We start from the raw sequence: 13,871 nt of genomic DNA, 5'->3' as shown, positions 1-13,871 counted from the left end.
AAACAGCCGATTGTATTTTATTGTTCCAGTTTTTCCTTGATGTATTTTGCGGTGTAAGACTTTTTATTTTTTGTCAGATCTTCAGGAGTTCCTGCAAATACAACTTCTCCGCCATGTTTTCCTGCTTCCGGACCGATATCAATAATATAGTCGGCACATTTGATGATATCAGGCTGATGCTCAATAACAATCACTGAATGTCCAAGGTCAATCAATGCCTGCAATGATTTCAATAATTTCTGAATATCATGGAAATGAAGCCCTGTAGAAGGTTCGTCAAAGATAAATAAGGTTTTATCCGTTGTTACCCCTTTTACAAGGAATGAAGCCAGCTTCACACGCTGTGCCTCACCGCCGGAAAGGGTAGAAGAGCTTTGTCCCAGCTGAAGATAACCTAAACCTACTTCCTGCAGTGGTCTCAGCTTTGTTACGATCTTCTCCTCATTATTATCTTTAAAGAATGCCAATGCTTCATCTACGGTCATATGAAGAATGTCAGAGATGTTTTTCTCATCGAATCTTACTTCAAGGATTTCATTTTTGAATCGTGTTCCTTTACAAACCTCACATTCAAGCTCGATATCTGCCATAAACTGCATGGAAACATTGATGACGCCTTCACCTTTACATTCATCACATCTTCCTCCGTCTACGTTGAAAGAGAAATGTTTAGGCTTGTATCCCATCATTTTTGCTACTTTCTGTTTCGCGAAAAGATCACGGATGTCATCATAGGCTTTCAGATAAGTTACCGGGTTTGAACGGGATGATTTTCCAATCGGGTTCTGATCAATCAGTTCAATGTTTTTGATCAGCTTTTTGGGAAATTCTACGGAATCGTAATCTCCTTTTTTACCACCCATTCCTAGCTGAATCTGAATGTCATTGGTAAGAATTTCTTTCATTAAAGTAGATTTTCCACTTCCTGAAACTCCGGAAATCACTACCAGACTTTCAAGCGGAACATCTACATCTATATTTTTAAGATTGTTCTGGCGGGCACCTTTAATGTGAATCCATTCTTTGCCTTTTCTTCGCTTCTTCGGAACCTCAATTTCCAGTCTTCCGGTAAGGTATTCTGAGGTAAGTGTGTTGGCTTTTTTCAGATCCTTATAATCTCCGGCAAATACCAGTTCACCACCAAGATAACCTGCTTCCGGACCAATATCAATAATATAATCCGCGGCTCTCATTACATCTTCATCGTGTTCTACCACAATTACGGTATTTCCAAGGTCACGAAGATTTTTCAGTACTTCAATCAGGTTTTCCGTGTCTTTGGAGTGAAGCCCGATAGAAGGTTCATCCAGAATATAAATAGAACCCACCAAAGAACTTCCTAAGCTTGTAGCAAGATTGATTCTCTGACTTTCTCCTCCCGAAAGGGTATTGGAAGTTCTGTTTAATGTTAAATATCCTAATCCTACTTTTAATAAAAACTCCAGACGGGTGGTGATTTCGTACATCAGCCTTTTAGCTACTTCCTTGTCGTGATCTGAAAGCTTTAATCCGTTGATTAATGGAGAAAGCTCATCCAAAGGAAGTTCAATCATCGACTGGATATTGTGTCCGTCTACTTTTACCCAGCTGGTTTCTTCGCGAAGCCTCAATCCTTCACAGGTAGGACAAAGGGTTTTTCCTCTGTAACGGGAAAGCATCACTCTGTACTGGATTTTATAAAGGTTTTCTTCAAGCATTTTGAAGAAATTATTAATGCATGGGAAATTACCTTTTCCGTCACCTTTCCAAAGGAAGTTTTTCTGCTCTTTTGTTAACTGATGGTAAGGTTTGTGGATAGGGAAGTCACCTGCTTTTTTGATGAAATCCTTTTTCCATTCGCTCATTGTTTCTCCTCTCCAGCATACGACTGCATCTTCGTAGATGGACAGCGTTTTGTTGGGAACCACAAGATCTTCATCAATTCCGATTACTTTTCCGTATCCTTCACATGCCGGACATGCTCCGTATGGATTATTGAAGCTGAAAAAATGAACATTCGGTTCAAGGAACTCCATTCCGTCCAGCTCAAATTTATTGGAGAATTCTTTTACTTTTTCAGTATCTGTATTCTTTAATGAACAATAGCCACGTCCTTCATAGAATGCCATTTGAATAGAATCGGCAAGCCTCTGTAAAAAACTTTCGTCTTCTTCATAAGAGAAACGGTCAATAACAAGATTGATTGCCATTCCTTTTTCAGGAGCAAATCCAAAGCTTTCCAGATCTTCAATACCCGCTACATTTCCATTGATTTCCAGTCTTGTGAAACCTGCCAGTTTTAAAACATTCAGCGTTTCTTTAAAATTGTCTGCATCATATTCCAAAGGAGCCGTTAACAGAAAAGAAGTATCTTTTTTAGAAGCTTTAATGAAGTCTACTACATCAGAAACCGAATCCTTTTTCACTTCTTCTCCGGAAACCGGTGAAAAGGTTTTCCCGATTCTGGCAAATAAAAGCTTCATATAATCGTAGATCTCTGTAGAAGTTCCCACAGTAGAACGTGGATTGGAAGAAATTACTTTCTGCTGGATGGCAATGGAAGGGGCAAGTCCTTTGATATCATCAACCTTTGGTTTTTCTAATTTCCCCAAAAACTGACGGGCATAAGAACTTAAACTTTCAACATATCTTCTCTGTCCTTCAGCATAGATAGTATCAAAAGCCAAAGAGGATTTACCGCTTCCTGAAACTCCTGTAATAACAATCAGTTTGTTTTTCGGAATCAGGACGTCTATATGTTTCAGATTGTTAAGATGTGCATTCTTAACGAAAATCTGTTTTTTTATATCTATTTCTGTTGTGTTAGCCATATTTTGTTTATTCATAAAAATGATTGTACAGCATTAAGGCTGTCAGTATCATGGTGTCCTCCCATAGAATGTTCCAGGGCTATCATTAACTAAACTTTTAAATATATTCCTGAATTCACCTGAAATTCTGTAGCGGTATTTATAAAATCACTGACAAAAATTACTGCTGAAAAAAGAATACTTTCATTGTAAAATTAAGACCCACAAAATTACGAAATTTTGGTGAAAATTTTATGCTTATCTTATTGTTAAAAATTATTATTGTAAACGTTAAATGAGAAGGATGAAATCAAAATATTTCATTCAAAAAATGATAGAAATGAATATATTTTGTGGACTTATTTTTATTTTACTGTTTATTTTACAGTGGTTTTTATAAATTTTAAAAATATGTTGTGTTTTTTTATTTAAGTATTGTTTTATGTTGTAAAATTATTTAAAATTGTACCCGTAAATATGTAATATAGAAATGAGAAAATTATTCAGAGATCTAGTTACACATTTAATGAGAAAAAGATAAAATTACTCCCTCACACAGATGCAGCATTATGTTGCATCTTTTTTTATGACAACTATCATTTGCCTGTCTTGGTGAACTCCCTTACTTTTGGACTCTGTTAAAAAAACTACGGAAACGATTATGATCAAAAAGATAGGAAGTGCTTTTTTTCTGGGATCTTTACTTTGGGTAAATGCACAGGAAAAGACAACAGATATTGAAAGCATTGAATTTCAGGGGAAATTTATCTCTACACCTTATAAAAGTGCTAATCAGAATATCAGTGTTATCACCAGAGAAGACATTGTAAATTCGCCTGCTAAAAGTATAGACGAAATTCTTCAGCTGGTACCGGGCATGGATATCAGAAGGAGAGGAGCCAATGGGGTGCAAAGTGATATCGGTTTTCGTGGAAGCTCTTTTGAACAGGTTTTGCTGATGCTGAATGGAATCAGGATGAATGATTCCCAGACCGGGCATAATAATATGAATATTCCGGTAGATCTGGATGACGTAGAAAGGATAGAAATTATAAAAGGGCCGGCAGCCAGACGTTTTGGTCAGAATGCTTATGCCGGTGTTATCAATATCATTACCAAAGCCACTCCTGGAAAAAGAGTGAAGATAAGTGCAGATGGAGGAGACTACAGCACCTATGGTCTTGGATTTAATGCGCAGATTGGAAATGACAAGTTTACAAACTCTCTTCAGGCCAATTCTGCTTCTTCAGAAGGGTATATGTTCAATACTGATTATGAGATCAGAAATGTATTTTATCAGGGAAAACTGAATATCAAAAACGGAGATGTAAAAGTACAGGCTGGTTTTTCAGAAAAGAAATTCGGAGCCAATGGTTTTTATGCTTCCAGTGCTGCCACAAAACAGTATGAGGAAACACAGGCTTCTATAGTAAGTGTAGCCCATCAGCAGACTTTTGGAAAGCTAAAGCTTAATTCAAATGTATATTGGAGAAGAGGACAGGATATGTACCTTTATGACAGATGGAATCCGGAATTTTACAGAAATATGCACATCGGAAATAATGTAGGAGGAGAAGTTAATTCCAGCTATCAATGGGGATTGGGAACAACCGGAATTGGCGTGGAATTGAGAAAGGAGTTTCTTGCAAGCAGTAATTTAGGAAACAGAAACCGTTTTGTTTCTCAGGTTTTCTTTGAACATCATTTTTCATTACTGGATAAAAAACTGAACATCAGTCCGGGAATTTCGTGGGCTAACTATTCTAAGGAAGGCAACTTTTTTTATCCGGGGCTTGACGTAGGGTATAACTTTAATACCAATAATAAAATCTACGGAAATATCGCAAAAGTACACCGTATTCCTACTTTTACCGATCTTTATTACATCAGTAAAACGGAACAGGGAAATCCTGATTTACGACCTGAAAATGCTGTTTCATCAGAGGTAGGATATCAGTATCAGGATAGTAAAATCTTAGCGAAAGTCAGTGGATTTTTAAGAAACTCCAGCAATTCTATTGACTGGGTGAAAAAAGACCTGAATGATAAAGTATGGTATGCCCAGAATGTAGGAGATATTAAAACCAAAGGGATTGAAGCAGAGTGGAGCCATAGACCTGTAGATTGGTTAAAATACACCGTTGGATATACTTATATCGACAGCAAATATGAAGAGAAAGATGGTCTTGTTTCAAGATATATTCTGGATAATCTGAGACACCAGTTTGTTTCCAAATTAGAAGTAAAATTCCTGAAAAATTTCACCAATGAGCTTGTTTACCGTTACAATGAAAGGGTAAACCTGGGAACCTATAATCTTGTAGATGAGAAGCTAAGCTTTGCTAAGAAAGACTACTCAGTGTATGTGTTGATTAATAATATTACCAATACAAAATATACGGAAGCATTTGGAGTGGCAATGCCGCAAAGATGGTTCCACATTGGGTTTTCTTATACAATTAATATTAAGTAAATGTTAATTTGAAATGAATAAAAGTTAATATTAACAAATTGTTAAAAAATATACATTTGCAAAAATTTTTTATGAAACGTCTTATAGGCTTAGGTTTATTACTTGGAATTTCTTTTTTTAAAGCACAGGAACATATTTCCAGCTTCAATGCAGTGACTCTGACGTATAAGTTTCATCCAAAATTTTTCCTTTATGCTGAAGGGCAGATGCGTGGTAACGAAGATTATACCTACCCTGATTATTATGAAATAAAAGGGGGATTAGGGTATAATCTTACCAAGAATCACAAACCTTTCGTTGGATTGGGAAGGTATGTGAACTATAAAGAGCATAGTCTAAGCAGAGAGGAATTCAGGGTATGGCTTCAGGATGTTATCGATATTAAAAAAGGTATCGTGAAGTTCGAAAACCGTTTTCGTGCTGAAAAAAGCTGGTTCTATGAGCCTAAAACAGATCAGACTTCCCAGAGAATGCGTTACAGATATCGTTTGAATGTAAGTGTTCCTTTAAATGCGAAAACCATCAAAAAAGGAACTGTTTTTGCCAATGCCTATGACGAAGTTTTCTTTGTCTCTCCGATGAAGCCTACTTTTGCCAGAAACAGAGTTTACGGCGGTTTCGGCTATCAGATCGATGATTATTTTGGAATTGTGAGCGGATATCTGTGGCAGCGTGAATTCGAAGCAAAAGGAAATAAAAATTTACATTTCGTTTACCTTGCGTTAAACATTAATATCGACGGAACAGACCATCACACGAAAACTTACGATTTCCCGGGTGCGGATTAATATTTCTCTATCAGATAACGGTAGGCTTTCAGATATTTATTGAACCTTTTGATGTCTTTGGGAGTAAGCTCTCTGTTTACTCTTCTAAGATCCATATTATCACGAAGGTCATTCAGTTTTACCGCAACAGAAAGGAGAGATCTTTCTGTTCTTTTGATAAATTCATCGTAATCTTCTTCAGGATCAAGCTTCGTAAGACAGCTGATGGCAAAAATAATATATTCGGGAAATCCTTCCGATCTTAAATAATCCAGGCTGAACTCCAGAGGATGATCTTCTACTACATCATGCAGTACTCCAACAATTTTTTCATCCAATGTTTTACCATAGTTCATCACACGCATCACGTGGGCGATGTATGGAGCATGGTATTTATCAGTTTGTCCTTTATGAGCCTTATCGGCAATTTTGATTGCTTTATTCAGTAATTCTTCTTTTGTCATTTCTAATGAAAAATAGACTACAAAAATAAAAAATGCCTTAAAAAATAAAGCATTTTTATCAAGAATATTTCAGATGATTTTTAGACATTGGTTTCATCCTCTATATGAGCATGTGGCGCATTGTTTTTTACAGATTCTATTCCATTTTCCATGCCATTGTCAGATTCATACATTTGGCTGGTTCCTATGATCTGTCCGTTTCCGGCTTTAAGGTTGAAATAACATCTGCCATCATTGGCTGTATTTCTTTCAAATTTGGCATCTTCCTGTGAGTTGGTTTTTACAGTTCCGATTCCGTTTTCGCAGGATGGCTTGGTACTGTATCCCTGACTGGTTAAAATTACCTGTCCGTTTCCCGCCTTGAGGTTAAACTGAAAGTCTCCGTTTATTCTTTTAGAGATAATAAATTTTCCCATGGTAATAGTTTTTTAGTTTGTGTTGTGTTTATTTGGATGGCGTTATCTTTTTCCGATCCACCTGAAGTTTATCGGGTGTAATCGAGTTTAAAATTTTATATTGTGAATAATCTTTTGAAGGCTCTTTTAAAGCCAGATAAAGAATCGTATCATTGGGTTTAACGGTCAATATCTTGTAAAGTTCTTTCTGAGAATGATCTGATTTAAGGGCAAAAGATCCCGGAAACTTCCCTTTAGAAACGATTTTTGTGGTATCAATCTTAGAAACAGGAACTCCATTGTCTTTTTTTTGGGCTGAAAAAGCTGCTGAAATAAGAAGAAGGGGAAATAATAGAATTCTCATGTGTTTATTAATTTATAATAAAAATAATAATTTTTTTTGAATAACTTTATATAATACCTTGAAATTCAACGGTGGAGATTGGGAATACGGGTGAAAAAAAAGCGCCTCAAAAAATGAGACGCTGAATCAAATTTATGTTATTAAAGACTAATAAGCTCCTTTCCCGATATAGTGTGCTGCTACTTTTTCAGTAAGAGCTACCACATTCGGATGATTGGTATACTTTGTGAATCTTCTTAATCCAGAAAGCATCATTCTCTGCTCATCTCCTTCAGCAAAAGAAACGATTCCTTCTTTAGCAGAAGTAATGATTTTCTCAACAGCTTTGTAAAGGTTCAGCTGAGCCATAGCTGCTTCCACAGATTCAGGAGAGAAATGTTTCTCTGCTCTTAATATTGCAGATTCTGCCATATAGATCTGGTTAAGGATTTCAGAAGCATTCAATAATAAATGTTGTTGTTTCTCAATATCCATCATGAATTTCTGTAGTGCTGCTCCGGAAACCATTAAGAATACTTTCTTAAGATTAGCAATAATTGCTTTTTCTTCACTCATGAATTCTGAATAGTCAGGAACTTCAAATGAAGGGATACCCATCAATTCTTTGCTGATTGCCATTGCAGGAGATAAAAGGTCTAATTCACCTTTCATTGCTCTCTTGATAAGCATTCCTACAGCCAATAGTCTGTTGATTTCGTTGGTACCTTCATAGATTCTACCAATTCTGGCATCTCTCCACGCAGATTCCATTGGGGTATCTTCTGAGAATCCCATTCCTCCATAAATCTGGATTCCTTCATCTGCAGTATTTTGAGTAAGGTCAGAAACGAAAACTTTAAGGATAGAAGCTTCTACTGCAAATTCTTCAACCCCTTTTAATTCCGCTTGTTGATGATCCATTCCGCCAGCAACTAATTCTGCAATTTTATCTTCAACATTTTTTGCTAAACGGTAAGAACCAGCTTCACTCACAAAAACTCCGGTTGACATTTCTGCAATTTTCTTTCTGATAGCTCCGAAAGTAGAAATAGAAACACCAAATTGCTTTCTTTCATTTGAATACTGAATAGCATGGTTTAGAATTCTTCTTTGTCCGTCAAGGTTTGCAGCAGCTAATTTAATTCTACCAACATTTAATGCATTCAAAGCGATTTTAAAACCGTTGTTTCTTTCACCCAACATATTTTCAACAGGAACTTTCATATCATTGAAGAAAACCTGACGGGTAGAAGAGGAACGAATACCTAATTTATGTTCTTCTTCACCAAATGTTAAACTTTCCGGATTTTCTAATTCTGAACGGTTGATTACAAAACCTGTAATATTTTTATCATCATCAATTTTTGCGAATAATGTGAAAGTATCTGCAAAACCTGCATTGGAAATCCACATTTTTTGTCCATTGATAATATAATGCTTTCCATCTTCAGACAATTTTGCTCTTGTTTTCCCTGAATTGGCATCAGATCCTGCATCCGGCTCAGTCAAACAATATGCTCCGAATTTTGTTCCTGTAGCCAAATCCGGAAGGTATTTCTTTTTCAATTCTTCACTTCCGTAAAGCAAAGTAGGAAGAGTTCCAATTCCCGTGTGTGCTCCATAAGCTGTCGCTAATGATCCATTTCCTCCGGAAACATAATCGCAAGCCAACATTGTGCTCACAAATCCCATTCCCAAACCTCCATATTCTTCAGGAACAGTGATTCCTAACAGTCCCATTTCACCTAATTTACGCATTGTTTCTTCAGTCAATGCATAATCTTTTTTCTCAAAACGATCGTGTTGTGGAATAACTTCTCTGTCAATAAATTCTTTCGCGGAATCACGAAGCATTTTTTGTTCTTCAGAAAGTTCTTCCAAAGAGAAAATTTCATTAGCTGGAATTTGTTTAATTAGGAATTCCCCACCTTTAAGTATATTGCTCATTTGTTATTATTTTAAATTTTAGATTATAAATTTTAAATTAGATTTTGTTGTTATAAATTTTCAGATGATGTTTTAATGATTTTAGTTAAAATATTAATGATCATTTCAATATCTTTTAAATATGAATTGATCTCAATTTGAACGAGATTTGAAGAATCATAAAGTTTCAGCCAGTATCTTGTTTCTCTCGCTTCTTTATTTGCAATAGAGAGTTTTGATATAAAATCTTTTTTAGATTGAGCCGCTATAGCTTCTTCTACATTTGCTCCAATGGAAGTCCCAGAACGAAGAATTTGTTTTGATAAAATAAACTCGTTTTGAGATTTGCACTCAGTATAAAATTTAATTATTCTTAAGGCAAAATCAAAAGTTTTTATTTGGATCAAATTGTCTTCTTTGAAACCCATTGCATCTAAAATTTATAATTTAAAATCTATAATTAAAGAAGTTCAAAGATTGAAGCCGCGCCTTGCCCCGTTCCAACGCACATGGAAACCATTCCGTATTTGTTTCCGCGCTTTCTCATTTCGTCAAGAAGTTGAACTGTTAATTTCGTTCCGGTACATCCAAGTGGGTGACCCAAAGCGATGGCTCCTCCGTTTACGTTTAAGATATCAGGGTTTAAGCCTAATTCTTTCTTAATGGCAACAGATTGAGAGGCGAATGCTTCGTTTAATTCAATTAATTCAATATCTTTTAATTCTAAACCTGCCTGTTTCAATGCTTTTGGAATAGCGTAGATAGGTCCCATTCCCATGATTCTTGGCTCTAATCCGGCTGCTGCATAAGCAACTAATCTTGCTTCAGGCTCCAATCCTAATTCTTTTACCATTTCCTCACTCATTACCATTACAAAAGCGGCTCCGTCACTCATTTGAGAAGAGTTTCCGGCAGTTACGCTTCCTCCGTTGGCAAATACGGGTCTTAATTTTGCTAAACCAGCTAAAGAAGTATCGGCTCTAGGCCCTTCATCTATTGAAAAATCAAACTTTTTAGTCTGTATTTTCTGATTTTCGTCCAGGAAGTTATATTCTACAGGAATCGGAACAATCTGATTAGCAAATTTTCCTTCCTGATTAGCTTTTAAAGCCTTCATGTGAGATTCAAAAGCAAACTGATCCTGCTCTTCTCTTGTAATGTTATACTGTTTTGCAACTTCTTCCGCTGTGTAACCCATTCCCCAATAGTAATCAGGGTTGGTTTTTGCGATATCTGTTTCAGGAACCGGTTTGTAACCTCCCATTGGGATGTATGACATGGATTCCGTACCTCCGGCGATGATACAATCTGCCATACCAGCCTGAATTTTTGCAGAAGCAATCGCAATGGCCTCACTTCCTGAAGCACAGTATCTGTTTACGGTTACCCCCGGAACTTTATCCGTATTTAATCCCATCAAAGAGATCAGACGTGCAACATTCAGCCCTTGTTCAGCTTCCGGCATTGCATTTCCTACGATAAGGTCATCAATTCTGTTTTTATCTAATTGTGGTAGCTCAGCCATTAATTTTTCAATTACGGTAGCCGCCATGACATCAGGTCTTGTAAATCTTAAACTTCCTTTTGGAGCTTTTCCAACGGCTGTTCTAAAACCTTTTACTATGTATGCTGTTTTCATTTTTTGTTTAATTAAATTGTTTTAAGAATTTTTTGCCTCGTAGAGGTAAACTGTTCATAGATATTTGTTTATGCTTTTTGTGGAGCTCCGTAGGAGCGACCTGTTAATCATTAATCCATTCAAATAAATATTTTGGATCATATTCTATCTCAAATTTTGACATAAAATCCAGATATTCTTCTCTAAAAGTTTTCTTTTTATGATGTTCTTCCTGCTCTAAAATATATTTTACAACAGAATCAACACTGCTTTTAGAATAAGAAAAAGCTCCATAGCCTTCCTGCCAATTGAATTTTCCATTGATCCATCCTTTTTCGTTGATGAATTTTGAAGAACCCGCTTTAATATCTCTTACTACATCTGAAACCGAATGTGTAGGATTCATACTTATAAGAATATGGACATGGTCCGGCATTGCAAAAACTGCGAATAATTTTTGATTTCTATTGGAAGCAATACCTGTTATAAACCGATGTAATTCTTCTCTGTTTTCTTTTGAAATCAGATTTTGTCTTCCTTTTACAGCGAAAACAATTTGAATATAAATCTGAGTGTAGGTATTTGCCATACATTAACAGGTCGCCTCTACGAGGCTCTCCAATCTTTAAATTATTCATGCTATTAACAGTTCGCTCCTACGGAGCTTCCCATTAGTTTCTCAAAGGTTTCCCGTTTTGCAACATATATTGAATTCTCTCTAAAGTTTTTCTCTCCCCACAAAGCTGAAGGAAGGTTTCTCTTTCAAGGTTCAATAGGTACTGTTCTGTTACCACTGTGGGTTCAGATAGATTTCCACCTACCATTACATTTGCTAGTTTATCAGCAATTTTCTTATCGTGTGCAGAAATGAAATTTCCGGTTAACATCTGGTCTGTTCCTACGTAGAACATTCCTAATGCATCTTTACCAAGAACTTTTACTTTTTGTTCGATAGGTTGGGTATATCCTTGTTCTGCTAATAATTTTGCTACTTTTTTAGCTTCCGCTATCTGTCTGTTTTTGCTTACGGAAACAATGTCTTTCCCTTTTTCAAGGATTCCCATATCGTAAGCTTCATAAGCTGAAGTTGCTACTTTACCCATTGCGATGTTCATGAAAGCATCACGAAGTCTGTTATTTTTAACATCATCGTTGTGGAATTCTCTGGAAGTTCTTAAAGTCAATTCTTTAGTACCACCACCGCCAGGAATTACTCCAACTCCTGTTTCAACAAGTCCGATATAGGTTTCTGCAGCAGCAACCACTCGGTCGGCATGCATTGTCATTTCACATCCTCCACCAAGAGTCATTCCGTGAGGAGCAACCACAACAGGAATAGAAGAGTAACGTACTCTCATCATTGATTTCTGGAAGTAAGCGATGGCCATATTCAAATCATCCCAATCCTGCTCGATAGCCATCATAAGGATCATAGCAAGGTTGGCACCTACAGAGAAGTTAGCTCCCTGGTTTCCTACAACCAATCCGTCGTATTCTTTTTCTGCTAAATCAATGGCTCTGTTTAATCCGTCAAGAACTTCGCCTCCAAGAGAGTTCATTTTTGAACGGATCTCGAAGTTGATGATACCATCTCCTAAATCTTCAATAGCAGCCCCCGAATTACTCCAAAGGGTTTTATTTTTTCTGATGTTATCTAAGATGATGAATGCATCCTGACCTGGGATTTTGTTGTATTCTCCTGAATTTTTATCCACGTAAATACTTTGTCCTTCGTCATTAACTTTATAGAAAGTCTCTACATTTTTCACCCAGTCTGAAACTTCATATCCAGCATCTTTTGCCAGTTCTATACCTTTTTGAACGCCTACAGCATCCCAGATCTCAAATGGTCCGTTTTCCCATCCGAAACCAGCTCTCATGGCATCGTCAATTTTATAAACTTCATCAGAAATTTCAGGAACTTTATGAGATACATAGGCGAATAATGCCCCTAAAGATTTTCTGTATAATTCGCCGGCTTTATCTTTACCTCCGATCAGAACTTTGAATCTGTCAATTGGTTTATCAATAGCTTTTGTTAATTCCAGAGTAGGGAATGATGATTTTCCTTGAAGTTCATATTCCAACGTATCAAGGTTTAATCCGTGAATTTCAGATTTTCCTTCTGCATTTTTCACTTTTTTGTAGAACCCTTGTTCCGTTTTTGAACCCAGCCATTTATTATCCATCATTTTCTGGATATAGCCTGGAAGAGCAAAAACATCATTGAAATCATTGGCTTCAGCACCGCTCTGGCGAACGCCGTTGGCTACCATTACCAATGTGTCAAGACCTACAACGTCAGCTGTTCTGAACGTAGCAGATTTTGGACGTCCGATTACCGGACCAGTTAATTTATCAACATCAGAAACGGTAAGTCCTAGTTTCTGTACATTGTGAAGAAGATCCATCATAGAGAATACACCGATTCTGTTGGCGATGAAAGCTGGAGTGTCTTTAGCTAAAACTGTTGTTTTACCTAAGAATTTTGCTCCGTAATTCATATAGAAATCGATAATTTCAGGAGCAGTATCATTGGTTGGAATAATTTCCAAAAGAGGAAGATATCTTACCGGATTAAAGAAGTGCGTTCCTGCAAAGTATTTTTTGAAATCCTCGCTTCTTCCTTCTGTAAGAAAATGAATAGGAATACCAGATGTATTAGAAGAAATTAATGTTCCCGGTTTTCTGAACTGTTCAATTTTTTCATATACAGACTTTTTGATATCAAGTCTTTCTACTACTACTTCAATGATCCAGTCAGTATTTTTTATTTTGGGTAAATCATCATCGAAGTTTCCGATGGTAATTCTGTCTGCAAACTTTGGTGAATAAAGAAGTGCAGGACTTGCTTTTTTAAGTTTTTCAAAGTTTTCGGAAGCAATTCTGTTTCTTACTACCTTGTCATCTTTGGTCAAACCTTTTTTTTGTTCAGCTTCAGTAAGTTCGAAAGGAACAATATCCAAGAGTGATACTTCTACTCCGATATTGGCGAAGTGAGCAGCGATACCGCTTCCCATAATCCCTGAACCGAGAACCGTTACATGTTTGATTCTTCTTTTCATATGTAAATTTTTATTTGTATAAGATTATATG

At 36.5% G+C, this 13,871-nt stretch carries 11 protein-coding genes; 2 read left to right on the top strand and 9 right to left on the bottom strand.

The features are described from left to right. Nucleotides 1-17: 17 nt before the first annotated feature. Nucleotides 18-2,810, bottom strand: coding sequence for an excinuclease ABC subunit UvrA (gene uvrA / locus ACWPWS_RS06415; RefSeq protein WP_454045927.1), 2,793 nt, complete (start codon nt 2,808-2,810; stop codon nt 18-20). Nucleotides 2,811-3,450: 640 nt separating this feature from the next. Between uvrA and ACWPWS_RS06410 the strand changes: the two genes are divergently transcribed. Then, nucleotides 3,451-5,262 (top strand): TonB-dependent receptor plug domain-containing protein, encoded by a 1,812-nt coding sequence (locus ACWPWS_RS06410; protein WP_454045926.1) that lies wholly within the window; start codon nt 3,451-3,453, stop codon nt 5,260-5,262. 71 nt (nt 5,263-5,333) lie between these two features. Further along, nucleotides 5,334-6,050, top strand: coding sequence for a DUF2490 domain-containing protein (locus ACWPWS_RS06405; RefSeq protein ID WP_034694295.1), 717 nt, complete (start codon nt 5,334-5,336; stop codon nt 6,048-6,050). Here ACWPWS_RS06405 and ACWPWS_RS06400 read toward each other — a convergent pair. The 8 genes from ACWPWS_RS06400 to ACWPWS_RS06365 all read right to left on the bottom strand — a co-directional run bounded on the left by ACWPWS_RS06400 (nt 6,047) and on the right by ACWPWS_RS06365 (nt 13,840). Continuing rightward, nucleotides 6,047-6,493 carry a phosphohydrolase gene (locus tag ACWPWS_RS06400; protein ID WP_034694511.1) on the bottom strand — a complete coding sequence of 149 codons (447 nt, stop codon included), beginning with the start codon at nt 6,491-6,493 and terminating at the stop codon, nt 6,047-6,049. The genes ACWPWS_RS06405 and ACWPWS_RS06400 overlap by 4 nt on opposite strands. Before the next feature lie 80 nt (nt 6,494-6,573). Next, the gene (locus ACWPWS_RS06395; RefSeq protein WP_309512237.1) at nt 6,574-6,909 is read right to left on the bottom strand and encodes a YegP family protein; all 336 of its coding nucleotides are present in this window, start codon (nt 6,907-6,909) and stop codon (nt 6,574-6,576) included. 28 nt (nt 6,910-6,937) lie between these two features. After that, on the bottom strand, nt 6,938-7,252 hold the full coding sequence (locus ACWPWS_RS06390) for a hypothetical protein (RefSeq protein ID WP_454045925.1): 315 nt from the start codon (nt 7,250-7,252) through the stop codon (nt 6,938-6,940). A 147-nt stretch (nt 7,253-7,399) separates the two neighbouring features. Beyond that, nucleotides 7,400-9,178 carry an acyl-CoA dehydrogenase family protein gene (locus tag ACWPWS_RS06385; RefSeq protein ID WP_209784654.1) on the bottom strand — a complete coding sequence of 593 codons (1,779 nt, stop codon included), beginning with the start codon at nt 9,176-9,178 and terminating at the stop codon, nt 7,400-7,402. Between the two features lie 50 nt (nt 9,179-9,228). Beyond that, the gene (locus ACWPWS_RS06380) at nt 9,229-9,585 is read right to left on the bottom strand and encodes a four helix bundle protein (RefSeq protein WP_209784653.1); all 357 of its coding nucleotides are present in this window, start codon (nt 9,583-9,585) and stop codon (nt 9,229-9,231) included. Nucleotides 9,586-9,617: 32 nt separating this feature from the next. Continuing rightward, nucleotides 9,618-10,796 carry an acetyl-CoA C-acyltransferase gene (locus ACWPWS_RS06375; protein WP_209784652.1) on the bottom strand — a complete coding sequence of 393 codons (1,179 nt, stop codon included), beginning with the start codon at nt 10,794-10,796 and terminating at the stop codon, nt 9,618-9,620. Between the two features lie 103 nt (nt 10,797-10,899). Beyond that, complete coding sequence (tnpA, locus tag ACWPWS_RS06370) at nt 10,900-11,364, bottom strand: IS200/IS605 family transposase (protein WP_454045924.1); 465 nt, start codon at nt 11,362-11,364, stop codon at nt 10,900-10,902. A gap of 82 nt (nt 11,365-11,446) precedes the next feature. Continuing rightward, entirely contained in the window at nt 11,447-13,840 is a 2,394-nt protein-coding gene (locus ACWPWS_RS06365; RefSeq protein WP_209784650.1) for a 3-hydroxyacyl-CoA dehydrogenase/enoyl-CoA hydratase family protein, read from the bottom strand. Nucleotides 13,841-13,871: the final 31 nt, after the last annotated feature.

This window comes from Chryseobacterium sp. Marseille-Q8038 (assembly GCF_965111995.1).
Note: the sequence above shows the minus strand (reverse complement) of the source record. Positions and strands in the feature narration are given on the sequence as shown.

Bases quoted from the DNA above. Each gene is read 5' to 3' on its own strand.
- uvrA (WP_454045927.1), bottom strand. From the start codon at position 2,810: ATGGCTAACACAACAGAAATAGATATAAAAAAACAGATTTTCGTTAAG.
- ACWPWS_RS06410 (WP_454045926.1), top strand. From the start codon at position 3,451: ATGATCAAAAAGATAGGAAGTGCTTTTTTTCTGGGATCTTTACTTTGG.
- ACWPWS_RS06405 (WP_034694295.1), top strand. From the start codon at position 5,334: ATGAAACGTCTTATAGGCTTAGGTTTATTACTTGGAATTTCTTTTTTT.
- ACWPWS_RS06400 (WP_034694511.1), bottom strand. From the start codon at position 6,493: ATGACAAAAGAAGAATTACTGAATAAAGCAATCAAAATTGCCGATAAG.
- ACWPWS_RS06395 (WP_309512237.1), bottom strand. From the start codon at position 6,909: ATGGGAAAATTTATTATCTCTAAAAGAATAAACGGAGACTTTCAGTTT.
- ACWPWS_RS06390 (WP_454045925.1), bottom strand. From the start codon at position 7,252: ATGAGAATTCTATTATTTCCCCTTCTTCTTATTTCAGCAGCTTTTTCA.
- ACWPWS_RS06385 (WP_209784654.1), bottom strand. From the start codon at position 9,178: ATGAGCAATATACTTAAAGGTGGGGAATTCCTAATTAAACAAATTCCA.
- ACWPWS_RS06380 (WP_209784653.1), bottom strand. From the start codon at position 9,585: ATGGGTTTCAAAGAAGACAATTTGATCCAAATAAAAACTTTTGATTTT.
- ACWPWS_RS06375 (WP_209784652.1), bottom strand. From the start codon at position 10,796: ATGAAAACAGCATACATAGTAAAAGGTTTTAGAACAGCCGTTGGAAAA.
- tnpA (WP_454045924.1), bottom strand. From the start codon at position 11,364: ATGGCAAATACCTACACTCAGATTTATATTCAAATTGTTTTCGCTGTA.
- ACWPWS_RS06365 (WP_209784650.1), bottom strand. From the start codon at position 13,840: ATGAAAAGAAGAATCAAACATGTAACGGTTCTCGGTTCAGGGATTATG.